The 24,456-nt window shown below is 62.1% G+C and carries 20 protein-coding genes and 1 pseudogene; 4 read left to right on the forward strand and 17 right to left on the reverse strand.

Annotation, left to right across the window (positions count from 1 at the left end; translation table 11 throughout):
• Nucleotides 1-13 precede the first annotated feature (13 nt).
• Nucleotides 14-2,221, forward strand: coding sequence for a TonB-dependent receptor (locus ACORLH_RS15675; RefSeq protein ID WP_321829274.1), 2,208 nt, complete (start codon nt 14-16; stop codon nt 2,219-2,221).
• Nucleotides 2,222-2,342: 121 nt separating this feature from the next.
• On the opposite strand, the gene ACORLH_RS15680 is transcribed toward ACORLH_RS15675, so the two are convergent.
• The 6 genes from ACORLH_RS15680 to ACORLH_RS15705 form a co-directional block, all read right to left on the reverse strand.
• A complete protein-coding gene (locus tag ACORLH_RS15680; protein ID WP_321829275.1) occupies nt 2,343-3,398 on the reverse strand; it encodes an energy transducer TonB in 1,056 nt (351 codons plus the stop codon).
• The gene (locus ACORLH_RS15685) at nt 3,395-3,781 is read right to left on the reverse strand and encodes a biopolymer transporter ExbD (protein ID WP_321829276.1); all 387 of its coding nucleotides are present in this window, start codon (nt 3,779-3,781) and stop codon (nt 3,395-3,397) included. The genes ACORLH_RS15680 and ACORLH_RS15685 overlap by 4 nt, the downstream gene beginning before the upstream one ends.
• A gap of 4 nt (nt 3,782-3,785) precedes the next feature.
• Nucleotides 3,786-4,163 (reverse strand): biopolymer transporter ExbD, encoded by a 378-nt coding sequence (locus ACORLH_RS15690; protein ID WP_321829277.1) that lies wholly within the window; start codon nt 4,161-4,163, stop codon nt 3,786-3,788.
• Nucleotides 4,164-4,166: 3 nt separating this feature from the next.
• On the reverse strand, nt 4,167-5,336 hold the full coding sequence (locus ACORLH_RS15695) for a MotA/TolQ/ExbB proton channel family protein (protein ID WP_321829278.1): 1,170 nt from the start codon (nt 5,334-5,336) through the stop codon (nt 4,167-4,169).
• 273 nt (nt 5,337-5,609) lie between these two features.
• Entirely contained in the window at nt 5,610-7,211 is a 1,602-nt protein-coding gene (locus ACORLH_RS15700) for an enterochelin esterase domain-containing protein (protein ID WP_321829279.1), read from the reverse strand.
• 22 nt (nt 7,212-7,233) lie between these two features.
• The gene (locus ACORLH_RS15705) at nt 7,234-9,381 is read right to left on the reverse strand and encodes a TonB-dependent siderophore receptor (RefSeq protein WP_321829280.1); all 2,148 of its coding nucleotides are present in this window, start codon (nt 9,379-9,381) and stop codon (nt 7,234-7,236) included.
• Between the two features lie 180 nt (nt 9,382-9,561).
• Between ACORLH_RS15705 and ACORLH_RS15710 the strand changes: the two genes are divergently transcribed.
• The gene (locus ACORLH_RS15710; RefSeq protein WP_321829281.1) at nt 9,562-10,407 is read left to right on the forward strand and encodes an AraC family transcriptional regulator; all 846 of its coding nucleotides are present in this window, start codon (nt 9,562-9,564) and stop codon (nt 10,405-10,407) included.
• A gap of 44 nt (nt 10,408-10,451) precedes the next feature.
• On the opposite strand, the gene pepT is transcribed toward ACORLH_RS15710, so the two are convergent.
• From pepT to ACORLH_RS15745, 7 genes are all read right to left on the reverse strand, one after another.
• Entirely contained in the window at nt 10,452-11,687 is a 1,236-nt protein-coding gene (gene pepT / locus ACORLH_RS15715; protein WP_321829283.1) for a peptidase T, read from the reverse strand.
• 86 nt (nt 11,688-11,773) lie between these two features.
• Entirely contained in the window at nt 11,774-13,210 is a 1,437-nt protein-coding gene (locus ACORLH_RS15720; protein ID WP_321829284.1) for a carnitine 3-dehydrogenase, read from the reverse strand.
• Nucleotides 13,207-13,971, reverse strand: a complete 765-nt coding sequence (locus ACORLH_RS15725; protein WP_321829285.1) for an SDR family oxidoreductase — start codon at nt 13,969-13,971, stop codon at nt 13,207-13,209. The genes ACORLH_RS15720 and ACORLH_RS15725 overlap by 4 nt, the downstream gene beginning before the upstream one ends.
• Nucleotides 13,971-14,897 carry a 3-keto-5-aminohexanoate cleavage protein gene (locus tag ACORLH_RS15730; protein ID WP_321829286.1) on the reverse strand — a complete coding sequence of 309 codons (927 nt, stop codon included), beginning with the start codon at nt 14,895-14,897 and terminating at the stop codon, nt 13,971-13,973. The genes ACORLH_RS15725 and ACORLH_RS15730 overlap by 1 nt, the downstream gene beginning before the upstream one ends.
• A 1-nt stretch (nt 14,898) precedes the next feature.
• On the reverse strand, nt 14,899-15,702 hold the full coding sequence (locus ACORLH_RS15735) for a carnitinyl-CoA dehydratase (protein WP_420719761.1): 804 nt from the start codon (nt 15,700-15,702) through the stop codon (nt 14,899-14,901).
• Nucleotides 15,683-17,740 carry an acetate--CoA ligase family protein gene (locus tag ACORLH_RS15740; RefSeq protein ID WP_321829287.1) on the reverse strand — a complete coding sequence of 686 codons (2,058 nt, stop codon included), beginning with the start codon at nt 17,738-17,740 and terminating at the stop codon, nt 15,683-15,685. Before ACORLH_RS15740 ends, ACORLH_RS15735 begins: the two co-directional genes overlap by 20 nt.
• Nucleotides 17,741-17,743: 3 nt before the next feature.
• A complete protein-coding gene (locus ACORLH_RS15745) occupies nt 17,744-18,904 on the reverse strand; it encodes an acyl-CoA dehydrogenase family protein (protein WP_321832837.1) in 1,161 nt (386 codons plus the stop codon).
• A 141-nt stretch (nt 18,905-19,045) separates the two neighbouring features.
• Here ACORLH_RS15745 and ACORLH_RS15750 point away from each other — a divergent pair, with 141 nt between their 5' ends.
• Entirely contained in the window at nt 19,046-19,990 is a 945-nt protein-coding gene (locus ACORLH_RS15750) for a GlxA family transcriptional regulator (RefSeq protein WP_321829288.1), read from the forward strand.
• Between the two features lie 48 nt (nt 19,991-20,038).
• Here the strand turns inward: ACORLH_RS15750 and ACORLH_RS15755 are convergent, their stop codons facing one another.
• The 3 genes and pseudogenes from ACORLH_RS15755 to ACORLH_RS15765 form a co-directional block, all read right to left on the reverse strand.
• Nucleotides 20,039-21,064: a glycine betaine/L-proline ABC transporter ATP-binding protein gene (locus ACORLH_RS15755; RefSeq protein WP_321829289.1), complete on the reverse strand. Its 1,026-nt coding sequence runs from the start codon at nt 21,062-21,064 to the stop codon at nt 20,039-20,041.
• Nucleotides 21,057-21,946, reverse strand: a pseudogene (locus ACORLH_RS15760) (ABC transporter permease). The gene ACORLH_RS15755 and the pseudogene ACORLH_RS15760 overlap by 8 nt, the downstream one beginning before the upstream one ends.
• 198 nt (nt 21,947-22,144) lie before the next feature.
• Nucleotides 22,145-23,152, reverse strand: a complete 1,008-nt coding sequence (locus tag ACORLH_RS15765; protein ID WP_321829290.1) for a glycine betaine ABC transporter substrate-binding protein — start codon at nt 23,150-23,152, stop codon at nt 22,145-22,147.
• 358 nt (nt 23,153-23,510) lie between these two features.
• Here ACORLH_RS15765 and ACORLH_RS15770 point away from each other — a divergent pair, with 358 nt between their 5' ends.
• Complete coding sequence (locus tag ACORLH_RS15770) at nt 23,511-24,041, forward strand: gluconokinase (protein ID WP_321829291.1); 531 nt, start codon at nt 23,511-23,513, stop codon at nt 24,039-24,041.
• A gap of 4 nt (nt 24,042-24,045) precedes the next feature.
• Here the strand turns inward: ACORLH_RS15770 and ACORLH_RS15775 are convergent, their stop codons facing one another.
• Nucleotides 24,046-24,444: a DUF2177 family protein gene (locus ACORLH_RS15775; RefSeq protein WP_321829293.1), complete on the reverse strand. Its 399-nt coding sequence runs from the start codon at nt 24,442-24,444 to the stop codon at nt 24,046-24,048.
• Between the last annotated feature and the right edge of the window lie 12 nt (nt 24,445-24,456).

The raw sequence follows: 24,456 nt of genomic DNA on the forward strand, positions 1-24,456 counted from the left end.
ATCGGGGACACAAATGACACGCAAACCACTTCTATGGCTTGGCACCAGCGTGCCGGCCCTGTTGGCCGCTGCGGCAGCCACAGCCCAGACTGCAGACCGCTCAGACGCTGAAATCGTTCAGCTGGAGACGATCTATATCTCCTCCTATCGCAGCAACTCCGAGGCCAGCGCCATCCCCGGCGCGGTGCAGGTGATCGACCGCGCCATGCTAGAACGTGCCGCCACCACCGGCCAATCTCTGGAACGGGTGCTGTCTGATTTCATTCCCGGCCTGTCGCCCTCCAACGGGACCGTTGCCGGGGCCAGCCAGAACATGCGCGGCCGCAAGGTTCAGGTCCTGATCGACGGTGTGGCCCAGACCAGCGAATTGCGCGGCTTCTCGCGTGAGCTGGGGCTGGTGGACCTCAACGCGATTGAACGGATTGAGGTCATCCGCGGCTCCAACGCGCAGCTTGGCAACGGTGCCACCGGCGGCCTGATCAACATCATCACCCGCGATGCGGGCGAGGGCAGCGAAACCACGCTGACCACCCGCCTGTCGGCCCAGACCGAAGACGTGAAAGACAGCCTGGGCTATGAGCTGGCCCTGTCGCACGGCACCCGGGTGAACGATCTGGGGCTGCGGTTTGAACTGTCCACCAAAGGCATCGGCAACCGCTATGACGGCAATGGCAACCAGCTGTCCAGCGACCCGCTGGTTGGTCAGGGCGGCGGCGATAACAACGAAAGCTACCGTCTGGGTTTTGGCGCCGATTATGCCTGGGACAACAACACCCTGGATCTGCGTCTGGATGCCAGCAAGTTTCAGCAGAATATCGATTTCTACACCAACTACCTGACCGATCCGGTCAGCGTGAACACCGCCGCCCCCTACACCGGGCAGCCGGTGCTGGATGAGACCCAGGCGCTGACCCTGACCTGGACCAATGACGGCCTGTCGATCGGGGATGTTGAGGTGCAGGCCTATGCCACCAACAACCTGCGCCGCGCGGCTCTGGTTGAGGCGGGTGTTGCCAACTCCCTCTATTATCCAACCTCTGTTGCCACGCCGACCGTGCAGAACCTCGACAGCCAGTCGGTGCTGAAGACCAAAACCTTTGGCCTCAACTCGACCGTTCGCAGTGACCTGTCAGCCTGGGCCGACGGCGCGCAGCTGACCTGGGGCTTTGATCTGGGCCACGATGATGTGGAACAGACCATGCTGGACGGCCGTGACCTGATCGCGCCGATGACCCAGAACAGTTATGCCGCTTACGCCCAGTTGGATCTGCCTGTTGGCGACCGGTTTGAGCTGTCCGCAGGTGTGCGCTATGAGCGGTTTGATCTGACGGTTGAGGATTTCACCCGCCCCGATGCGGCGCAGCTGATCTCAATCTCACCCGTTGCGGCGGTACCGCTGCCGGCGGTGGCTGTGACCGGCGGTGATTTCACTTATGATGCCACCGTGTTCAATCTGGGCGGCGTGTGGAACGCCACCGAGGATCTGCAGATCTTTGCGGGCTATTCGCAGGGCTTCTCACTGCCGGACGTCGGCAGTTTCACCCGCCGCGCCATGGGCGCAAATCCCTTTGCCCCGGGTGGCACGGTTTCCTTCGCATCGATCGCGCCGAAAGCGCAGATCGTGAACACGCTGGAACTGGGCACCCGCTACAGCGGTGCCGCGGTGGATCTGTCGGCCTCGGCCTTCCTGTCGACCTCGGATGACGGCACGATCTTTGACTCGGCCACCAACACGCTGACCCAACAGAAAGAAGAGATCTGGGGCGCGGAAGTCACCGTTGAATATGCTGCCAGCGCTGACCTGAACATCGGCCTGATCGCCGCCTATACCGAAGGTAAATTCGACAGCGATGACAATGGATCGATCGATGCCTGGCTGCCGAACAACCGGATCTCCAGCCCGTTCACCGCAACGCTTTATGGTGACTATATGCTGGCCAATGGCATCAATCTGGCGGGTGAGATTGTCTACACCGGCGCGCGGGAACATGCGGGCCTCAGCACCGTCGAAGACACCACCCGGGTGAACCTGCGGGCCTCGATGCCGCTGGGCGCGGGGGAACTGGGACTGGGCGTCGACAACCTGTTTGACACCTACCAGCTGAACCCAACCGGCAGCGCCGTGCGCACCTACCCGGCGGGCACCCCGCTGGCTGGTCAGAACATCCCCGTCGCCGACGAAGGCCGCCGGATCTGGGTAGCCTACAGCCGCAGCTTCTGATCGCCCCGGCCACCGCAGCGCGCGGTGGCCACACCAGGGCGCGGGACCGCCTGACATATCTACAAATGAAACGGGCCAGTGGTGTTCCCCACAGGCCCGTTTCTATTTGGTGATCGCTGCCTCACTTCATCCGGATCGGGATGGAGAAGCGATAGCTTGATTTGTTCAGCTGTTTAGGCGCCTTCGGGAATTTGCCAGCCCGTTTCACCGCCGACAGCGCCGCCTGATCCAGTTTGGCGTTGCCCGAGGATTTCGCGACCGAAACTGACAGCAGTTGCCCTGCGGGTGAGACACGCAGGTTCAGATGCGTGGTGCCGCCCCCTTTGACGCCGCGTGGCGATTTCTTGCGTCGCTCAATCCGGGTGCGGATTTTCGATCCCCAGACGGTCAGCAGTTTGGCCTCTTTGCCTTTGGACAGCGCCTTAACCTTGGAGGTGCCGCTGCTGCCCGCCTGCTGCGTCCCGCCGGTACCGGCCGCTTTCTGCGTGACCGAGCCCTGACTGGCGGCCTTGTTGCGATCCGAAGGCTTTGCTTTGGGCTTGGGCTTCGGTTCTGGCTTCACCTTGGGTTTCGGCGCAGGTTCCGGCTTTGGCTCAGGTTTGGGCTCAGGTTCGGGTTCCGGCTCCGGCTCGGGTTCTGGCGGCGGCGGGGGCGGTGGTGTTGTCTCCACCGTCGGCGTTTTGATCTGCTGATCCAGCACCATCTGCTGCGGCTGCGTCTTGGGGCGCAGCGGCTGGTCCTGCATTTCGGGCCGTTTCAACGCCGCCTCTTGCAGCACCTCAGGGGCCTGCAATTCCTGTGGGCGGGCCACCTCTGGCTTTACCAGATCCAGGGCCTGCGGAATGATCGGGCGTTTGACCTCTGGCGCCTCAGTTGTCAGCGCGGCGATCTTGATCTTGGCGGCGGGGGCTTCATCGATGTGAAGCTGCGCCATCTCAACCGTTTCGGTGATCAAATCGGGCTGTTCAACCACATCCGGCGTGTGGGTCTCAGGCGGCCGGGTCCATTCCTCGATCACCTCAGCGATACTGTCCGGGGCGCCCTGCAGGGTCACGATGGCCTCACCACCGATCCCACCCGCATCGGCACCATCATCCGACGGCGCATAGGCAAAAAATGCCAGGTGGACCAACGCGGCCACCCCGGCAAAGCCTACAAATTCAACACTCCGTCTCATTTCAGTTCCACCACCAGTTCAATGGCGCTGAAGCCGGCACGCCGCAGCTCTGCCATCACCTCAGCCAGACGCGCGCCCTGGGCCTTGGCATCAGCGCGCAGCACAACCTCTTTGATCTCACCCAGCTCAGCCTTCAGCGCGGCAAAGGCAGCCTCACCTCTCTGATCCTGATACTGCGCCAAACCTTCGGCGCTGAGGTACAGCGTCACCTCGCCTTTGGGGTCGCCGGCCTTGCCCGCCTGCGGCGAGGCAACTTCGAAAGGCTCCGGCGGGGCGATCTGCGCGGTCATAAGGAAGAAGATCAACAGCAGGAAAACCACGTTGATCATCGGCACAATCGATTCCGCTTTTGGCGGCCGTGCGGGGGGCTGGAAGTCCATCATCGTGTCACTCCACCAAAACCAGGGCTTTGAAACCCGCCGCCTGCAATGCCTCGGACACCGTGATGATCCGCTGCACGTTGGCCTCATCAAGACTGCGCAGCACAATGGTGTCCTGCGGCGTCTCAACCAGCGTTTTCAACTCCGCCACCAGACGGTCCAGCGGCAAGCTGATCCCGTTCAAGCGCAGTTCCTCTGGCAGGATATCCACCAGCTTGGGCGCGCCCGAGGCTTCACCACCGCCCGAGGCGATCGGCATTTCCACCACCTGATCCATGCCAAAGCGCGAGGCCAGCATGAAAAACACCAGCAGCAGAAACACCACGTCGATCATCGGTGTCAGCGAGGGCCTGCGACGGGGCCGGGATGTCAGTCCCAGATCCATCGATCACTCCGCCGCCAGCGGTTGAACGTCTTCTTCATCCGCCTCATAGCGCGGCTGAACCAAGAAGATCCGCGATGCCGCATCTTCCACATCGCGGCGCAGCCCGTCGACCACAGCTTCGAACCATGTCAGCGCAGCCGAGGCCGGGATGGCCACAGCCATACCTGCAGCGGTGGTCAGCAGCGCTTCCCAGATACCGCCCGCCAGCAGCGAGGGATCGGCCCGGCTGCCGCTTTCCTGCAGCGCCTGGAAGGCGGCGATCATACCCAGAACCGTGCCCAGCAGACCCAAGAGAGGCGCGATGGAGGCAATCAGCTCCAGCGCCCGCAAACCAGTGCCAGCCCCGGCCAGCTGCAGTTTTGCAACCCGGGTGGTTTCTTCACGGGCGGCTGCCTCAGGCAGGTCCATGCGGGCGCGGATCGCTGCGGCCACTACGCGCGAACGCAGGCCACGACGTTTTGCCACAATCGACAATGCCCGCTGTGCATCGCCAGCTTCCCAGGCGGCGACCGCTTTATGGGCGCTGCCGCGCGACCATGCGCCCAGCAGCAACAGGCGCCAGACTTTCCACAGGATCAGGGCAAGGGTGACCACAGAAAGCGCGGCAATGGCCCAGATCGACGGGCCACCGTCGCGCAGGAACTTGCTGGCAGCTTCAGTGGCATCCTGCGCCTGATAGCTGCTTTCGTGCAGCGATTCCGGCAAGGTGCTGCGCAGCCCGTCAAAGACCGCCTGAACCTGTGTCGGGGGGACGGGCTCTGCCTCAGGGGCCTCTGCGGCGTCTGTTACCTCGGCTGTCGCGGTGGCATCAGCGGCCACCTCACCCTCGGTCCCGTCGGTTGTCGCCTCAGATGCGGCGCCTTCAGCAACGGTGCCCTCAGCGGTGCCTTCCGCGGCGGTCACGTCGGTTGCGGTTTCGGTGACCGCTGTTTCGGTGGCTGCGGCGGCATTTGCGGGCGCTTCATCCGTCGCAACGGCTTCAACCGCCTCAACAGTGGCCTGCACCTGCGGCGCTGCGGTGTTCAGATCCGCAGCAGGCGGGGTGATTGCGGGGGCTGCGGGCATCGCAGGGGCCGTTGGGGTCGCGCTCTCCTGCGCCAATGCAGCGCCGGAAAACGCCAGAAACCCTACAACCAGTCCAACAGAGGTCGCGCCAAAATTCTTTGCAGACATAAATGCGTCCGAAGTTACGCAGCACCATGAAATCCGGGGAATGACAACGGTTTGTCACAGGCCCCCACCCGGTGCGGCGGCTGACATTTTGGCTTACTCACAAAACCACCTTTGGTTTTAATGCGCGGCTGGGCGACTGCCTATGCAATCCGAGCCTTTTTGTCAAGTTTTCACCAGCGACGAGAGGCTTTGACTGCACGACAGCAGGCAGCTTCTTGCCCGCAGCACTGGGTGGCGCGGATTTCGCCGCGCCAGCCCTATTTCTGTTGGCCTTTAGCGTCCAAACAACGCCAGCAACCCTTCGGCCAAGGCCCCGCGCCAGACCAGATAGTCATGACCGCCAACATATTCGCGGTAGGTCAGCTGGACCTCTGGCCGCAGCGCCATGACATCGCGCAGCGTGCGGCTGGGCTCCAGAATCGACACCTCACCGGGGCGGCGACCTACCTCATAGGTGCCGGCCGACATCCAAAGGTGCACGCCAGCCGGGCTGTCCTGCATCCAGCGTTCGATCACATAGGGACGACCCGCCGCCGCTGGCACATGCCCCGGCGGCGCCCACCAAAGCGACGGCGACATGGCAACAGCGTTGCCAACCACAGACGCCTGTTCCTGCAGCAGGCAGATCGACGCCAACCCGCCGAAGGAGGAGCCAGAGACGACCCGATCAGCCGCACTCAGGCTGAGGCCCAGCTGTGCTTCCTGACCGGGGATCAGCTCCTCGGTGATGAAGCGATTGAAGGTTACGTTGCACGGCAGTTCACGTGCGCGGTGCGCCCCATCAATCGGATCGACCAGCAAGGCCACAACAGGCGGCAGCTGCCCGCTGGTGATCAACCGGTCCAGAATATCCGGCACCGGCGCGCGAGCGTCCTGATAGCTGGGACCATCAAACAGCACCAGCAGCTTGGTGTCTGGATCCGCCGGATCGAACCCCGGCGGCGTGTAAACATCCACCGCGCGGCTGTTGCCCAAAAGGGCTGAGGTCACCATCTGCCGCTGCACCGTGCCACGCACGGCGGGGAGCGGCCCCACCATGCCCGGCTGATCCGGTGCGGCCGCCAGAACCAGCTGCGAGCGCTGCGCAAAAGGATCCGTGGCCTCAGGATAGAGAGGATGACGGTTCAGCGGATCCGCCTGCAGGGTCGCCAGAAGCGCCACGCGGTTGTCCCGCGCCCCGCCGTCAAACTGCGGCACATCGGGCGCAAACCCATAGCTCAACCGCGCCGTATCCGGCACTTCAAAGCTGGCGTACCAGATATCGCTGCCGCTGAGCTGCTGCATCCAGGTGTGATCATGCGATGGCCCACCCCAGAGGCGGACATTCTTGGTTGCCCCCCGCCACAGGAAGGTGACCAGCTGATGGCCGGGCCGCTCTGACGGCTCCAACATCGGGGTGCCTTCGGCACTGCGGTCCTGCCAGAACTGATCGATCGCCTGCTGCACCCCTTGCCCTGCGGCAATCGCAGCCTGCAAGGCGCTTAACTTGGGGCTGTCCAGTGTCACAGGCCGCCCTGTCTGATCCGCAGCGGGAATATGATGCATCTGCTGCCAGACCAACGTGGCCGGTGCCGTGCCTTGGCTGACTGCCACCAGATGTTCATCATCGCTGCCCGCAACAAAAAACACCCGCGCCGCGCCGCTGGGCCCGACCTCAAACTGGCGCAGCATCTGGCCATCGCCATCCTGCAGTTGCAACAGAAACGGGCCCGCAGGCCCAACCGCGCGGACCTGCCCGGCAATGTAATCCCCTGAACGCAGCGACAGGGGAAAGCGGATGCTTTCCCCTGCGGCCAGCACCTGAGGGGCAGGATGCTGCGCTTGATGGCGGGGGGCTGTCTCTGCCCCCGCACCGCTGTTCAATGAGGCGATCATCGCCGCAACTCCCAATAGGGCCTTACCATTCATAGCCAAGGCTCGCCGAGATCACCCGGCCTTCGCCGCGCCAGCACACACGGTCATTGGCACAGGAGGCGACAAATTGTTTGTCGGCCAGGTTGGTCACCGACAGACGTGCGGTCAGACCGTCATAGCTGCCTGTCAGCGCGCCGATGTCTGCGCTCAGACCGAAATCAACCAGCGTGACAGAGGGCACGGACAGGCTGTTTGAGGCACCAGCCCAGGATTTGCCCTGATGACGGGCCCCCAGCGACAGGGTCAGACCGTCCATCGGCGCATAGTTCATCCACAGGGCGGCGGTTTCAAACGGCACACGCTGCTGCTGATTGCCGGCATTGGGGCCTTCCTGATAGCGCGGATCGACCTTGGCGTAGCTGGCCATCAGCGACAGCTGGTCGTTCAGATCCCCGCGCAGTTCCAGCTCATAGCCTTCGGACTTCAGCTTGCCGACCTGGGCCCAGCCCACACCGGATACAAACTCCATCACGCCGTCCTGTTCGATCTGGAACGCCGCTGCGGTGGCCTGCAGACGACCATCGGCCGAGGTCCATTTGGCCCCCACTTCCCACTGTTCTGCGGTTTCCGGTTCAAACACCGGGTTGCCACCGCTGTCGGTGCGGATAACCGGGGTGAAGGAGGTTGAGAAGCTGGCGTAGGCCATGGTGCCTTCGGCAATCTCATAAGACAGCGCAGCGCGGCCCGTGGTGGCTTGATCGGTGTAGACCGTATCAGCCGCAGAGCCATCGGTCGGGCCGTTGCGGGTTTCCGTCCAGTCGTGACGCAGACCAAGCAGCGCCGACCAGCGGCCCATTTCCATCTGGTTCTGCACATAGACGCCGGCCTGTTCCAGCGTGGTGGTGTCATCCCACATCTGCGGGATCACAACGCTGCTGAGATCGGGCGAGGTGCCGTTGACCAGATCATAGGTCCCAACTCCGAAGAGGCGGCCATAGGTGTCCTGCACTTCGGTTTTCTGCAGATCAAAACCAGCAACCCAGTTGTGCGACACAGAACCGGTCTGCGCTTCGCCAGTCAGATAGGTGTCAGCGGTGAACTGTTTGGTCGAATCCGTCGCCTCAAAGGCAAACAGATCCACACCGTTGCCATCCGCGGTGACGCGATCGGCCGAAACGCCTTTGTGGTAGAGGTCAATTGCGTTGACGCGGGCCTTGTGAACCAGCTGGATGCCGTTTTCAAAGCGGTGCTCGATCTCATAGCCCAGCGATTTGGTGGTGCGATCCGCCTCATCAAAGGCTGGCGCGTAGGAGGTGAAGTTGTCCGGGTAATAAAGGCCCGAGCTGGTCGGCTCCAGGATACCTTCCAGCGACTGGTGGTTACGGTAGCCCGCCTCCGGATCACGCTGGTAGATCGCCGAAACAGTCACTTTGGTGTCTTCGCCCAGCGACCACTCCAGCGTCGGGGCCAGGGCAAACCGGTTCTGGTCCAGCCCACCTTCGAAGGTTTTCTGCCAGGCTGCACCGGCCACGCGGTAGCGCAGCGAACCGTCGGCGGACAGGCTGCCCTCGAAATCACCGTTCACACTCAGGTAATCCTGCGTGCCAAAGCCCAGTTCCATGTATTTGCGGTCCTGACCGGTCGGGGTCTTCAGCGACTGGTTGATCTGACCACCGGGGGCCACCTGACCATAGGTGACAGAGGCCGGGCCTTTCACCACTTCGACACGGTCCAGCAGCAGCGGATCGATCTGACCGTTAGAAGAACCGCCAAAAATCATGCCGTCCAGCGATTTGCCGGAATAGGCGGTGAAGCCACGGATCATGACCTCATCGTGGAAGTTCGACGTGCCCCGGTACTCCGCCTGAACGTTTGGCACATAGCGCAGCGCCTCGGCCACCGAGTTGGCGCCCTGCTGCGCCATCTGTTCGCTGCCAACCACATTGACGGTCACCGGCGTTTTCGCCAGCGGTGTTGCGCTGCGGGTTGCGGCGCGGGACTGGCTGGGGACATAGCCTCTCACCGCGCCGTCGCCGCTGGCCTCTTGCGCCTCAGCGCTTTCCAGCACCACTTCGTCAAGTTCCAGCGCCTCCTGGGCCTGGGCCGGGCTGAACAGCGCCGTGGTTCCCAAAAGCCCAGCCAGAAGGAGCGAGGCCCGGCGGGCCGCCAAGAATGTCTCGGATGTTTTCATGATGTCCTGTTCCCCAGACCGGGACCCGCCCGGTGTCTTTAGTTGAGTCTTTCTGTCGGGGAACTTATGAAGAGGGCACACATGGGGTCCATAGCCCGCCTCTTTGCCAGCGCGACTCATGTCTTTGGGAAACCGACACAAGAATAGGACGGGCGCCGTTTGCCGCGCCCGGGCAGCGCGATGACGATACATACATACCCCGGAAACCTGCGCATTGGCGTGCTGGATGCCAATAAATCCACCGTCGTGGACCGCGCGCCCCAGCCGTTAAACCCCAAGTTCAAAGTGCTGGTTCTGCTGAACGGGTATCACAAGTTTGCCGTCAATGAGCGTGAGGTGGAGCTGGATGCAACCGACCATCCGGCGGCGATGTTCTTTCACCTGCGGGCCCGGGGCACGTTGCGCCATCTGGCCAGTTCCGGCCATCCCTACCGCAAACTGGCGCTGACCACCGATCTGGACTGGTTCAACAGTTTCTCCGAAAGCACCCTGCCGCAGGACAGCCCCCTGCCCTTCAGCCATGATGACGGTGATCTTAGCCTACAGCAGTGGCAGCCCAGCAAGGACCTGATCCGCCTGTCGACCCAGATCATCCTGCCGCCGCCAAATGGTGATCCCTGGCAGACCAGCCTGTATCGGATGTCTGCCGGGCTGGAGATCCTGCGCCGCGTGCTGGAGGAGGTGGGACAGGACAACAGCCGCCCCGGTGACGCAATCGCCGAACAAATCCGGCTGTTCCTGCTGTCACAGCTGGAAAACCAAAACCCGCTGGAGGCGCTGGAGGCTCACATGAACCTCAACCGCCGTTCGCTGCAGCGCCATTTCAAACGCCGTTTTGGCGTCACCATCGCCGATTTCCTGCGCGAAGCCCGACTGCAACGCGCCCATAAAGCGCTGAGTGAAGATGGTGTCAGCATCGCCATGGCGGCCTTTATGGCGGGCTATACCTCCCCCGCCAATTTCGCCACGGCCTTCCGGCGCGCCTACGGGGTTTCGCCAAAGCTGATCCAGCGCGTGCCGCGTTAGGTGCTGGGCGGCAGCCGAAGCTGCCGCGCCCTTGGGCTTGCGCGTTACTTCGCCGCCTTTTGCGCCAGTGTCAGGCAGACCTCGGTCGCTTTGGCCATGTCCTGAACCGACACCCATTCCAACGGGCCGTGGATGTTCTGCATCCCGGTGAAGATGTTGGGCGTCGGCACACCAAATTCCGTCAGGCGGGAGCCATCGGTGCCACCACGGATCGGCACAGAAACCGGTTCGATCCCATGGGCGCGGCTGGCATCGCGGGCCAGTTCGACTGGGGTCATATCGTTTTCCAGCCAATAGCGCATGTTGCGATACTGCGGCTGGATCTCCACCGTGATCTCGGCGCGCGGTTCAGACAGCTGCACCGCCTCACAGGTTTTGCGCAGCAATTCACCTTTGGCTTCCAGCCCATCCAACTCAAAATCGCGCAGGATGAAGTTGATCACCATCTCTGACGATCCGCCCACCATATCCGTGGCATGGATGAAACCTTCGCGTTCATCGGTGGTTTCCGGCGTCATTGTTGCCTGCGGCAAGGTCTGCACGATCTTGGAGGCAAGATGGATCGCATTGACCATTTTCTCCTTCGCCAGACCGGGGTGGATCGACACGCCTTTGACGGTCACAACCGCCCCATCGGCCGAGAAGCTTTCATATTCGATCTCCCCCACCTGACCGCCATCCAGCGTATAGGCAAAATCGGCTTTCAGGTCCTTGGGCAACTCCTGCCCGACGCCGCGGCCAATCTCTTCGTCCGGGGTGAAGGCGATGCGCAATGTGGGTCGCTTGATGTCCGGGTTTTCCAGCAGGTGGCGCGCCATGGTCATGATGATGGCCACACCGGCCTTGTCATCCGCACCCAGCAACGTCAGACCCGAGGCGGTGATGATATCATCACCCTGTTTGGTCGCCAGATAGGGATATTCCGCAGGCGACAGGACCAGCGTGGGATCATCGGGGAAGGTGATATCGCCACCGTTGTAGCCCTTGATCACACGGGGTTTCACATCCGTGGCATTGAACTGCGGCGCGGTGTCGACATGGGCCAGAAAGCCAACGGTCGGCCCCTCAACGTTGCCCGGCACGGTGGCCAGAACCACGCCGTATTCGGTCAGTTCCACATCCGCCGCGCCGATCATGTTTAGCTCCTGTTCCAGCAGGCGCAGCACGTCATATTGGATCGCAGTGCTGGGGGCGCTGGGGCTGTCGGCATCGCTTTGGCTGTCAATCGCGGCGTAGCGGACCAGACGGTCCTCAAGTTCATCGGTAAATCTATCGGTCATCACACCCTCCTGCGGTTTGGGTGCAAAAAGGGCGGCTGGCGCGGGCAATGTCAAGCCACCCGCCAGCCGCCCCCAACCTCAGGGCGTCAGGGCCGCTGCCCGACCGCGCGGCCAACACCCTCTGGTGTGGGCAGTTTTGCATGGGCGCTGGCAAAGGCCAGCAGCTGCGCCTCCACGGCCTCCGCCGGGGGGCAGGAGCGGCGGGTTTTCAGGTCCACATGCAGCAGCAGGGTTTCCACCGTTGCCACCAGCTGATCGCCGGACCTGAGCATATGGAACAGATGCAGCTTCTTACCCTGCCCCGCCAGAACCTGTGTCTGCACCTGCAGACGCGCGCCCTGATGGGTTTCATCCAGATAGCGCACATGGCTTTCAGCGGTGAAGTAGCTGAGGCCACCGGCGATGTAATCAGCATCTGCGCCGATCATCTCCATAAAGCGGTCGCTGGCTTTGGCGCCGGCCTCCAGATAATGGGTTTCGTTCATATGGCCGTTGTAATCCGTCCAGGTTTGCGGCACCTGAATGTCCAGCGTCACCGGTAGATCCCCGGTCTGCGGCACCTCCAGCTGGGCCTCATGGGCGCAGATCACCCCGCCCGCCCCGCTGCCGGATTGTTTCAGGCTGCGCATCATGCCGACCAGGTTGTCATCGCGCAGGCGTTCCAGCTGACGGATCGACAGGTGACCGGATTGCGCATCGGACTGTCCGGCAATCAGATCCACCAGTTCGTCGGTGAACTCAGGCACATCCATCAGTTTGGTCCAGGGCCATTCCAGCGCCGGGCCAAACTGCGCCATGAAATGTTTCATGCCCGCCTCACCCCCGGCAATCCGGTAGGTTTCAAACAGCCCCATCTGCGCCCAGCGCAGGCCAAAACCCATGCGGATCGCTTCATCGATTTCCTCGGTGGTGGCGATGCCGTCTTTCACCAGCCACAGCGCCTCGCGCCAGACAGCTTCAAGGAAGCGGTCGGCGATATGGGCATCAATCTCCTTGCGGACCTTCAGCGGGTAGAGCCCAACCGAACGCAGGATCTCGGCCGCGCGGTCACAGTCTTCAGCATCGCCCACCAGTTCGATCAACGGCAGCAGGTAGACCGGGTTGAACGGATGGGCGACAATCGCACGCGCACCCTTTGCGTTCAGTTCCGACGGTTTGAAGCCCGAGGTGGAGGAGCCGATCACCGCCTCTGCCGGGGCCAGCGCCGTCAGATCCGCATGGATGCGATGTTTCAGATCCAACCGTTCCGGTACGCTTTCCTGTACCCAAGCGGCGCCGTCCAGCGCAGTGGCCAGATCATCGTGAAACGTCAGAGCGCCCTCAGGCGGCAGGGGTTTGTCATAAAGCGCGGGCAGCGCACGGCGGGCGTTGTCCAGCACTTCGCCAATTTTACGCTCCGCTTCGGGATCCGGGTCATAGACCGCAACGTCCCAGCCGTTGAGCAGGAAGCGCGCCGCCCAGCCGCCGCCGATAACACCACCGCCAATGATCGCTGCCTTTTCACGCGCAGACTTTACACTCATTGAAACAATCCTTCTGTATGTCCATCCACGGACAGCACCTGGCCCGAGATCTTGGCCGCCGCAGGCGAGGCCAAAAACACAGCGGTGTCCGCAATTTCACTGGGCTCCACCCAGGTTTTCATTGATGTGTTGGCCACATGGGTGGCGCGGACCTCCTCGGCGCTGAGGCCACGCTGGGAGGCCTCATTGGCAACCACCCAGTCCATCCGCGGCCCCTCGACCGAGCCGGGGCAAATCGCGTTCACCCGCACACCCACCGGCCCCAGTTCCATCGCCAGGGTTTTGGTCAATCCGATCAGCCCCCATTTCGCCACCGCATAGGGGCTGCGCATCGGGTAGCCGAACAATCCGGCGGTAGATGAAGTGATGAGGATCACGCCACTGCCCTGCGCCCGCATCAGCCGTGCGGCCCAGCGACAGATCAGAAAGGCGCCATCCAGATTGACCGACAGGCAGCGCTGCCATTCGGCATAATGCAGGGTCTCAATTGGACCGACGGGCCCCCCCGTGCCAGCATTGGCACAGACCACATCCACCCCGCGCCAGCGCACCTCCACCGCATCCAGAAACGCCGCCATCTGCGCTGATGAGGTCACATCGGCCACCATCGCCAGACAGTCCGGGTAGGCCTCCGCAAAGCGGGCGACGGCCTGCGGGTCGACGTCACAGACCGCAACCTCAGCCCCCTCTGCCAGAAACCGTTCGGCCAGCGCCAGGCCAATGCCTGACGCCCCAGCCGTCACCACAACGCGCTGCGCCATCAGCCGGCGCCTTTGGCCACAGGCGCGCGTTTGACCAGCCCCAAACGTTCGCGCACGGCGGCGGGACCGATCACCTTGGCGCCCATGTTTTCAATGATGGTCACAGCCCGTTCAACCAACTGCGCATTGGTCGCCAGCACCCCTTTGTCGAGCCACAGGTTATCCTCCAGCCCGACGCGCACATTACCGCCCGCCAGCACCGAAGCGGCCACATAGGCCATCTGGTCCCGCCCCAGTGAGAAGGCCGACCAGTTCCAGTCGGAGGGCACGTTGTTGACCATCGCCATGAAGGTATTGAGGTCATTCGGCGCACCCCACGGCACCCCCATGCACAGCTGCACCAAGGCGTCAGGCGCCAGCACGCCCTCCTTCACCAGTTCCTTGGCAAACCACAGATGACCGGTGTCAAAGGCCTCAATCTCGGGCTTCACGCCCAGATCGGTCATCATCTGGCCCATCGCCCGCAGCATGCCCGGCGTGTTGGTCATGACGTAATCAGCCTCGGCAAAGTTCATTGTGCCGCAGTCCAGGGTGCAGATCTCAGGCAGACATTCAGCGACATGCGCCATACGTTCGGTTGCGCCAACCATGTCGGTGCCGGCGGGGTTCACCGGCAGTGGCGCCTCGGTCGGGCCAAAGACCATATCGCCGCCCATGCCCGCGGTGAGGTTCAAAACCACATCTACCTCCGCATCGCGGATCCGATCGGTCACTTCCCGGTAGAGCCCCAGATCCCGGCTGGGCGCCCCGGTTTCGGGATCGCGCACATGGCAATGCACCACTGCCGCCCCGGCCTTGGCCGCATCAATGGCAGAATTGGCAATCTGTTCCGGGCTGCGCGGCACATGCGGGCTGCGATCCTGCGTCCCACCCGATCCGGTGACGGCTGCGGTGATGAAAACATCGCGGTTCATCGACAATGGCATGTTATTTCCCTTTCCAAACGGGGTCACGTTTCTCAGCGAAGGCACGCGCACCTTCCAGCTGATCCTCTGAGGTGTAGAGCGTTTCGACGGTGGCGAACTGGCTCTTGGTGATGCGGTTCATGGCGTCTTGAAACTTCATATCCTCGGCCTCGCGCACGATCTCTTTGATCGCGGCGTTGACCAGCGGTGGGCCCGAGGCGATCAGCTGCGCCATTTCCCGCGCTTTGGCTATCAGCTGGTCCGCCGGATGCACCTGATTGATCATGCCCCAGCGCGCCGCTTCTTCAGCATCCAGCCAGCGCCCGGTGAACAGCATCTCCATCGCGATGTGATAAGGGATACGTTTCGGCAGTTTTATCGAGGCCGCATCGGCCACGGTGCCCGACCGGATTTCGGGCAGGGCAAATGTCGCGTGCTCCGCCGCCAGGATGATGTCGGCTGACAGCGCCAGTTCCAGCCCACCGCCGCAACAAATGCCGTTGATGGCGGCGATCACCGGTTTGTTGAGGCCACGCAGTTCTTGCAGGCCGCCAAAACCGCCGACGCCATAATCGCCATCAACCGCATCGCCATCAGCCGCCGCCTTCAGATCCCATCCGGGGCAGAAAAACTTGGCCCCTGTGCCGGTGATGATCGCCACCCGCAACTCCGGGTCATCGCGGAAGTCCTGAAACACCTGCCCCATGATCCGGCTGGTCGCCAGATCAATGGCGTTGGCCTTGGGCCGGTTCAGCGTCACCTCCAGCACATGGCCGTCACGCTGGGTTTCAATCGGGTTTGGGGCCTCAGCCATGGCTTGGGTCATCGTGACCTCCTGTCTTGATCAAAGCATCTGCCGCCACCGCCCCATGCGGTGTGCAGATCAACGGGTTGATATCTAATTCGGCGGGTTGTGTGGCGATGACATAGGCCTGAACTGCCGCCACCGCGTCGAATATGGCCTCGTGATCGGCGGCGGGTTTACCGCGGAACCCGGCCAGAACCGGCGCCATTTTCAGGCTTTGCACTGCCTCTGCAACCTCATCCCTGCTGGCGGGGATCAGCAGATGGGCGCTGTCTTGCAACACCTCAGTCATCACGCCACCTGCCGCTAGGGTCAGCACATAACCATGGGCCGGATCGCAGGTGACACCGATCAGCAATTCGGCCACCGCGTCCCCCAACATATGTTCGACCAGATAGGAGGTGGCCGGCATCGCCTCAGCCGCGCGCCTGACCTCTTCGGGGGTTTTGAGATTCAGCGCAACTCCTCCCGCCTCAGACTTATGTGCCAGTCCGGCGGCTTTCAGAACCACGGGGTAGCCAAGGGAATTGGCCTGCGCCACGGCCTCCGCCACGTTGATCGCCTGCAAGCTGCCCGGCACCTTCAGGCCAAACTGAGCCAGGGCGGCTTTTGCCTCCGCCTCATGCAGCACTTGCCCCGCTTCGCCACTGCCCTTGGGCAGCAACAACGGATCCGCACTGGGTGGTGCCATCCCAGCCACTGCCGCAATGGCCTGCAGCGCAGGGTCCATCCCGTTGAGCGGCACGATGTTTTGCGCAATCAGATCTGCCGCCACTGCCTCAGGCAGACCCTCTGGCAGGGACGACAGCACCGCCATCGGCCGGTCCTGACCCGCACGCGCAGCGGCCAGCGCATCGAGCGTTGGCTGCCAGTCATCTGCCGAACAACGATCGTCACGTGGCAGGTCCAGCACAAGGATACCAAGCGCCAGCGCGGGATCCATCATCGCGGCGAAACAGGCCTGCATCGCTGCGCCATCGCCCCAGATATAAGTGTGGTAATCCAACGGGTTGGCCAGTGCCACCTGCGCCCCCAATGCAGCCCGCAACGCGCTGTGTTGCCCCTCATTCAAGGGCGGATATTGCACCCCGGCGGCGGCGCCGATGTCGGCCATCAGGCTGGCCTCGCCCCCGGAACAGGAGGCTGAAACGATCCCGGCATGGGGCAAGGGCCCCGCCACATGCAGCAGTTTCAACGCTTCCAGCATCACCTCAAGCGAGGCGACCTGCGCAATCCCCAACCGTTTCAGCAGCGCCGCTGCGCCGGCGGCGGATCCCGCCAAGGACGCGGTATGCGAAATCGTTGCGGCCTGCGCCTGTTCGGAACTGCCGACCTTCAGCGCCACGATGGGTTTGCCAACCGCATGAGCCGCCTGTGCCAGCGCTTCAAACCCGCGCAGGTCATCGATGCCTTCGATATGCAGACCCAGTGCGGTGACCCGGGGATCCTCCAACAACGCCTGCGCCACCTCTGACAGGCCCAGCTGCGCCTGATTGCCCAGCGTCACCAGATAGGCCAGCGGCAATCCACGGCGCTGCATCGACAGGTTGATCGCGATGTTTGAGCTTTGCGTCAGCACTGCCACACCGCTGTCTACCCGCGCGCCGCCATGCTGATCCGGCCACAGCGCGGCGCCGTCCAGATAGTTGATCATGCCATAGCAATTGGGCCCAAGGATCGGCATATCCCCCGCCGCTGTCAGCAATGCCGCCTGAAGATCCGCGCCATCGCTGCTCTCGGCGGCGGCCTCCAGAAAGCCTGAGGCAAAGCACACCGCCCCGCCTGCGCCAAGATCACGCAAAGACCGCACAACATCTACCGTGGCGCTGCGGTTGACCCCGACAAACACCGCATCCGGCACCTCAGGCAGCTCAGCAACCGTGGGCACAGTGGCGATGCCTGCGACCTCGGCACGTTTGGGATGCACCGCGTAAATCCGCCCGGCAAAGCCGATCTTGCGGCACTCGGCGATCACATTGCCCGCCCAAGTGCCGCCGCCGATCACCGCAATGACCTCTGGCGCCAGCAGGCGCTGCAACGGTCTGACCCGCCGCAACATGGCTCAGGCCCCCAAAGGCCGGAACAGATCCCGGCTGATGATGTGACGCTGAATCTCACTGGTGCCATCCCAGATCCGTTCCACCCGCGCATCGCGCCAGAACCTCTCAATCGGGAAGTCATCCATCAGCCCCATACCGCCAAAGATCTGCAAGGTGGTATCGGTGACCCGCGCCAGCATTTCACTGGCGTAAAGCTTGGCGCTGGCGATTTCGCGGTTGGCCGGCAGCCCCTGGTCCAGACGCCATGCGCCTGAAAGGGTCATCCAATCGGCTGCGTCAATTTCGGTGATCATATCGGCCACCTGGAAGCTGACGCCCTGAAACTTGGCGATCTGCTGGCCGAACTGTTTGCGCTGAGTGGCGTATTGCAGCGCGTGATCAAAACAGCGCCGCGCCCGCCCAACACAGAAGGCCGCAACGGTCAGACGTGTGGCGTAAAGCCATTCGTTCATCACATCAAAACCGCCGTCAACTTCGCCCAAAACCTGCGCATCGGGCAGCCGGCAGTCATCAAAGGTCAGGATATAGTTTTTGTATCCCTTATGGCTGACCGAGTTATAGCCATCGCGCACCTCAAAGCCGGGATGACCACGATCGACCAGAAAACAGGTGATCCGTTTTTTCGGACCGCGCGGGGTGTCATCCACGCCGGTGGCGACAAAAACGATGAAGAAGTCCGCGTGTTCCGCCCCGGAAATGAAGTGTTTGGAACCATTGATCACCCAATCGCCGCCGTCGCGCACCGCCTGACATTTCATGCCGCGCACGTCAGATCCAGCATCCGGCTCCGTCATCGCCAGCGCATCCATCCGTTCGCCGCGCACCGCAGGCAGCAGGTACTTTTCACGCTGTTCGCCTTCGCAGGCCATCAGGATGTTCTGCGGGCGGCCAAAGAAATGGGTCAGTGCCATCGATCCGCGGCCCAGTTCTCGTTCCACCAGGGTGAAATCCATATGGCTCAGGCCCGCGCCGCCAACCTCTTCGGGGAAGTTGCAGGCGTAAAACCCCAGATCGATGCATTTCTGCTTGATCGCATTGCCCAGTTCCAAGGGCACCTGCCCGGTCCGCTCAACCTCCGCCTCATGCGGATAAATCTCATTTTCCACAAAGCTGCGCACGGTTGAGACGATCATCTCTTGCTCATCGCTGAGGCCAAAATTCAGCCCCATAGCCTGATCTTGCGGCATTGATTTCCCCTTTGGTCACGGCGCGCTGGCAGGCGAGCTGCGCGGCGATTTACGTTGTCTTTTCGCGCACGCTAGCGCAGGGTTTTCGCAGCGACCTTGCAGTATTGACCAAATACCGTGCCCAAATCGAAAGAGATCACCACAAAACACATCGGCCTCCTGCTGTTTGAGGGGTTTTCAAACCTCTGCCTGGCCAATGCGGTGGAGCCTTTGCGCGCCGCCAATACGCTGGCCCGTCGCCCGCTTTATGACTGGACCTATTACAGCCGCAGCAGCCAGACGGTGAAGTCTTCTTCCGCCCTACCCGTGCAACCCAAACCCTTGACGGGGGAGGCCGCAGGAGCGGCGCTGCTGATCATGCCCAGCTATGGCTACCACCAACTGGACACGCCGGACCTGCGCCGCAGCCTGCGCGCGGCGGCGGGGCGGTTTCAGATGCTGGCGGGGCTGGACACCGGATCCTGGCTGCTGGCAGCGGCAGGGTTGCTGAACGGCTATCGCGCCACCGCCCATTGGGACACGCTGGGCGAACTGGCCGAGGCCTTCCCCGAGGTGGATGTGGTCGATGCCCGCTGGGTGATTGACGGCGCCCGCGCCAGCTGCGGCGGCGCCACCACCACGCTGGAAATGATGCTGGAGCTTATTGAGCGCCACCATGGCGCAACGCTGGCGCTGGAGGTCGCGGCGCTGTTCATGTTTGGCGAACGGGATCCGCAGATGAACCCGCTGCGCCGCTGGCCCGACGATCAGCTGCTGCACGCCGCCGCCGCGCTGATGCGCCGCCATGTCGAAGAACCGCTGAGCATTGCTGCTGTGGCCGATCACCTGCAGATCAGCCAACGTCGGCTGGAACAAATCGCCCGCGCCGAAACTGGTGACAGCCCCGGCAAGATCTACCGCAGGATCCGCCTGGCGGAGGCACGCCGCCGGTTGGAGCAGACCCGCGAAAGCGTGGCCGAGATCGCCCTGCGCTGCGGCTACCGTGACCCCACGGCGATGGCCCGCGCCTTTAGCGCCGAATATGGGATCACCCCGCGGCAGGCCCGGCAGCTGGCCAAATAAAAGGGCCGCCCCCGCAGGACGGCCCCCTTAACTTCAACTTAACAGTCCTCAGGTGTGCAGCGCCTGAATGGCCCGGGTCAGCGACACGGAACCAGCCACCTGCCCTGCGCTGTTGGTCACCATGATGGTCTGATCCGGCGCCTCTGACAGCGGTGCAAGCGCATCCTCCAGCACCGTGTTGCCCGCCAGTTGCGGCGCCCCGTTGGCGATCATGCCCTCAGGCAAGGGATCGGTAATGGCGCGCAGCTGGATCACCCGGCCGCGGTTGATGTCTTTGATGAAGTCGCGGATGTAGTCATCCGCCGGGTTCAGCACAATCTCCTGCGCGTCGCCTTTCTGCACCATGGCCCCATCGCGCAGGATGGCGATATTGTCGCCAAGGCGCAGCGCTTCATCCAGATCATGGGTGATGAAAACGATGGTTTTGTGCAGCTCTTCCTGCAGTTCCAGCAGGATCGACTGCATGTCGAACCGGATCAGCGGATCAAGCGCCGAGAACGCCTCATCCATCAGCAGGATATCCGCATCCGTTGCCAGACCACGGGCCAGCCCCACACGCTGCTGCATACCGCCGGACAGCTGGCCGGGGAACTTATCCTCATAGCCCGACAGGCCCACCCGGTCGATCCAATGAGCACTGCGGCGGTCACGCTCGCCTTCCTCAACGCCCTGCACCTCCAGACCATAGCCGACGTTTTCGCGCACCGTGCGATGCGGCAGAAGCGCAAACTTCTGAAACACCATCGACATCTTATGCCGGCGTAGGTCCCGCAGCTGGTCCTCATTCATCGCCAGCACATCTTCGCCATCGATCGACAGCGATCCACCGGTAGGTTCGATCAACCGGTTGATGTGACGGATCAGCGTCGACTTGCCGGACCCCGACAGGCCCATCACCACCTGAATTTGCCGCGGCATGATATCAAGCGAGACATCATCGACCCCCAGCACGTGGTTGTGCTTCTCCAGCAGCTCATCCTTGGTCATGCCCTGCTGCACCTTTAGCAGATGCTTCTTCGGGTTGGAGCCAAAGATCTTGTAGAGGTTTTCAATCTTGATTTTCGGATCAGCCATGTCCCTGCCCCCGGTGTGCCTGCAGGCGTTTGCCATAGCTTTGCGAAATACGGTCGAAAATGATGGCCAACGCCACAATGGCCAGACCGTTCATCAGGCCCAGCGCCAAATATTGGTTGGAGATGGCGCGCAGCACCGGCACGCCCAGCCCTTTGACCCCGATCATCGACGCGATCACAACCATGGACAGCGCCATCATGATGGTCTGGTTCACACCGGCAAAAATGTTGGGCAGCGCCAGTGGCACCTGCACACCAAAGAGTTTCTGCCGTGGCGAGGCGCCAAAGGCATCAGCCGCCTCCAGAACATCCTTGTCGACCAAACGGATCCCAAGGTTGGTCAGGCGCACAATCGGCGGGATGGCGTAGATCAGCACCGCCAGCAGCCCCGGCACCTTGCCGATCCCCAGAAGCATCACCACCGGGATCAGGTAAACAAACGACGGAATGGTCTGCATCACATCCAAGACAGGGGTGATGGCCGCCTGCGTCCGATCCGAACGCGCCATCAGAATGCCGATGGGAATGCCGATCAGAATACACAACAGCGTCGCGACCGAAATGATCGCCAGCGTCGCCATGGTATCTTCCCACATGCCGAGGAAGCCGATCACCAGAAAGGCCACCACAGTGCCCGCGGTCACCTTCCAGCTGCGGGCGCCCAGCCAGGCCAGAAGGCCAACAATGGCAATGATCAGCGGCCAGGGGGTGGCAGCAGCAGCTTCTCAAACCAGACGAGGAATTTCAGCAGCGGAGAAAAGAATGCTTCCAGTGCTTCGCCATACTCGCGCGAGAAATTGCGAAATGCACTGTCGATCGTGTTTTTGAAATCTGCGAGGTCACGCCGTCCCAGTGACGGAAACTCGGTCAGGAACTCCCACATGGTTCCCCTCCCTTCGGTCTTGCCTTTATGGCCCGTTGGCTGGCCCTTTTTGCGGGCTTTCATGGCCCGGGCCTTGATGAACGCCCCGTGGCCATTGGCCGTTTGGGGTCTTTAGGTGCCGCACCCGGTCGATCTGGCAGTGGGTTTGGCATGCGAACGGGGGGCCTGTGCCCCCCGTTCTAGGTATGATCCGTCAGATCACAGTTCTTTTTTGATGCCAGTTGCAGCGTCTTCGCTGACCCAGGCTTCCCAGATCTCAGGATAGGTCTCCAGGAAGTACCAGGCCGCGTCACCGCCGGTGGCCTGATTTTCGTTCATGTACACCAGCATGGTGTTCATGACGTCACCGGGGAACACACGTTCCTTCAGGTAATCAACAGCCACGCCACCCTCTTTCAGGAAGCGGTCGGTGACCACGGTGTGCACCTCAGATTCGGTGTAAGAGGTCATCTGCGGGTCCAGGCATTCCTGTTCCGGCTTCACGATGCAGCCATCCCAGTTTTCCGAGCCACCCCAGGCGGTTTCCCATTCCAGCAGGGTCAGGTTGTACTTGCCGATCATCGCGGTCGGCGCCCAGTAGTAGCCGAACCAGTTTTCACCACGTTCAACCGCTTTGGCGATCGAGCCGTCCAGACCCGCGGCGGAACCCGGATCAACCAGCGTCCAGCCTTTGTCTTCCATGCCGAACGCGCGGAACAGGTTGGCGTTTGACAGCTGACAGCCCCAGCCGGCAGGGCAACCCAGGAAGGCGCCTTTGCTTTCATCTTCTACGTAGGGGAACAGGTCCGGGCGCGCCAGAACCTTCTCCACAGTGTTCAGCTCAGGATGTGCTTCGACAAAGGCGGGCGACACCCACCAGCCTTCACCCAGACCGGTGATCGGGCCGTTCACAACGGAATGCAGGCGCCCCTCTTCGGTGGCTTTGGCCAGCGGATCGCGTACGGCGTTGATCCACAGTTCGCCTGCCACATCCGGTTCGCCCTTTTCGTTCATCGATGCAAAGGTGGTGGTGGTGGCTCCGGGGATCAGATCCACTTCGCAGCCGTAGCCCTCTTCGAGGATGATCTTATCGACATTGGCCATCAGCTCACCCGAGGCCCAGTTCCATTCCGCGATGGTGACGTTGCCACACTCTGCGGCCGCTGCGCCCCCCATCATCAACGACACACCCATGCTCACTGCGCCGAGCGCTGCAAATTTACTCATGTTCAGAATTCTCCCAAAGACTTTGTTCAAGTTGACCCCGCCCATGGCCCCGTCGACCACGATCCGGCACCGCCCGGAGAAGGCGATTTGCTCGGAGAATTTACCCAAACAGCGGTTACCAAATAATGAAACAAAAACGACATTAATCCGAGCCTATGTCGCAAACAGACCACAGGTGGGATTCAAAGTAAACTGCGAAGAGGCTTCGTCCAGTTCACGTTTTACGATTTATCATCTGATATCAGTGACCAATGACCCAACGGTGCGCGTGCCCCTGTGCGTTGTTTAAGGCTTGCGCCGGCCCATTTGTTAGCGCAATCATTTACAGTAATTCCTGCAGCCAACCGAAAGGCCCGCCATGCCACGCCCCAGCCCTGTTTTGCCCGGTGGACCGGCGCTGTTTGTGATAGGGGTCAGCGGCTGCGGCAAAAGCAGCATCGCCGCCGCACTGGCCGCGGCGCGCAATGGGATCTACGTTGAAGCAGACGCGCTGCACCCGGCAGAAAATGTGGCCCATATGGCGGCCGGCCAACCGCTGAGCGATGCGATGCGCACCCCCTGGCTGCGGGCGCTGGCGTTGCATGTGGCCGACCAGCAGGCCGCCCATCCTGATCGGCAGGTGTTCACGGCCTGCTCAGCACTGAAACGCAGCTACCGTGATCTGATCCGCAGCCACCTGCCGGAGGCCGTGTTCCTGCATCTGAGCGGCGATCAGGCAGTGATTGCCGCCCGTATGGCGGCGCGGCAAAACCACTTCATGCCCACCAGCCTGCTGGACAGTCAGTTTGCCACGCTGGAGATGCCGCAAGCGGATGAAGCGCATGTCACAGTGTCAATCGACGGCGATCTGGAACAGATCACCGCAGCCTGCCTCGCGGCGCTGAACTGAGTTTTTAGCCAATCGCACGCAGCATGCTGACGCCACCCCAGGCCGCCACACCGGTCAGCGCCGCCCCCCAGATGGTGTCCAGCACCACCTGCTGCATCGTCCAGTCCTTCAGCGTGGCGTAATTGGTGAACTCATAGGTGCCATAGGCCATCAGCCCCAGCAAAATCCCCCCAATCAATGCCGCCGAGGGATCATCAGCCCGCATGGCCGGCAGGGAGACGAACCAGACAATCCCGGCCACATAGCCCAGATAGAACAGCCCCGCCGCCCCCAGCCGGAAATCCTCGGCAAAGAGGTGACCCACATGTTGTTCAAACACCGGTTTGATGAACAGCTTCAATCCGACCACATCGACCACAAAGAAAATCAACGCGGTGGCTAGGTAGAGGAAGACAATATTCATGAGGCTCTTCTT

This window comes from Thalassovita sp., assembly GCF_963691685.1.
In the GTDB taxonomy this organism is placed as follows: Bacteria; Pseudomonadota; Alphaproteobacteria; order Rhodobacterales; family Rhodobacteraceae; genus Thalassobius.

What these genes read in the sequence shown, in the direction of transcription:
- ACORLH_RS15675 (WP_321829274.1), top strand. Translation starts at nt 14, where the DNA reads ATGACACGCAAACCACTTCTATGGCTTGGCACCAGCGTGCCGGCCCTG.
- ACORLH_RS15680 (WP_321829275.1), bottom strand. Translation starts at nt 3,398, where the DNA reads ATGAGACGGAGTGTTGAATTTGTAGGCTTTGCCGGGGTGGCCGCGTTG.
- ACORLH_RS15685 (WP_321829276.1), bottom strand. Translation starts at nt 3,781, where the DNA reads ATGATGGACTTCCAGCCCCCCGCACGGCCGCCAAAAGCGGAATCGATT.
- ACORLH_RS15690 (WP_321829277.1), bottom strand. Translation starts at nt 4,163, where the DNA reads ATGGATCTGGGACTGACATCCCGGCCCCGTCGCAGGCCCTCGCTGACA.
- ACORLH_RS15695 (WP_321829278.1), bottom strand. Translation starts at nt 5,336, where the DNA reads ATGTCTGCAAAGAATTTTGGCGCGACCTCTGTTGGACTGGTTGTAGGG.
- ACORLH_RS15700 (WP_321829279.1), bottom strand. Translation starts at nt 7,211, where the DNA reads ATGATCGCCTCATTGAACAGCGGTGCGGGGGCAGAGACAGCCCCCCGC.
- ACORLH_RS15705 (WP_321829280.1), bottom strand. Translation starts at nt 9,381, where the DNA reads ATGAAAACATCCGAGACATTCTTGGCGGCCCGCCGGGCCTCGCTCCTT.
- ACORLH_RS15710 (WP_321829281.1), top strand. Translation starts at nt 9,562, where the DNA reads ATGACGATACATACATACCCCGGAAACCTGCGCATTGGCGTGCTGGAT.
- pepT (WP_321829283.1), bottom strand. Translation starts at nt 11,687, where the DNA reads ATGACCGATAGATTTACCGATGAACTTGAGGACCGTCTGGTCCGCTAC.
- ACORLH_RS15720 (WP_321829284.1), bottom strand. Translation starts at nt 13,210, where the DNA reads ATGAGTGTAAAGTCTGCGCGTGAAAAGGCAGCGATCATTGGCGGTGGT.
- ACORLH_RS15725 (WP_321829285.1), bottom strand. Translation starts at nt 13,971, where the DNA reads ATGGCGCAGCGCGTTGTGGTGACGGCTGGGGCGTCAGGCATTGGCCTG.
- ACORLH_RS15730 (WP_321829286.1), bottom strand. Translation starts at nt 14,897, where the DNA reads ATGCCATTGTCGATGAACCGCGATGTTTTCATCACCGCAGCCGTCACC.
- ACORLH_RS15735 (WP_420719761.1), bottom strand. Translation starts at nt 15,702, where the DNA reads ATGACCCAAGCCATGGCTGAGGCCCCAAACCCGATTGAAACCCAGCGT.
- ACORLH_RS15740 (WP_321829287.1), bottom strand. Translation starts at nt 17,740, where the DNA reads ATGTTGCGGCGGGTCAGACCGTTGCAGCGCCTGCTGGCGCCAGAGGTC.
- ACORLH_RS15755 (WP_321829289.1), bottom strand. Translation starts at nt 21,064, where the DNA reads ATGGCTGATCCGAAAATCAAGATTGAAAACCTCTACAAGATCTTTGGC.
- ACORLH_RS15765 (WP_321829290.1), bottom strand. Translation starts at nt 23,152, where the DNA reads ATGAGTAAATTTGCAGCGCTCGGCGCAGTGAGCATGGGTGTGTCGTTG.
- ACORLH_RS15770 (WP_321829291.1), top strand. Translation starts at nt 23,511, where the DNA reads ATGCCACGCCCCAGCCCTGTTTTGCCCGGTGGACCGGCGCTGTTTGTG.
- ACORLH_RS15775 (WP_321829293.1), bottom strand. Translation starts at nt 24,444, where the DNA reads ATGAATATTGTCTTCCTCTACCTAGCCACCGCGTTGATTTTCTTTGTG.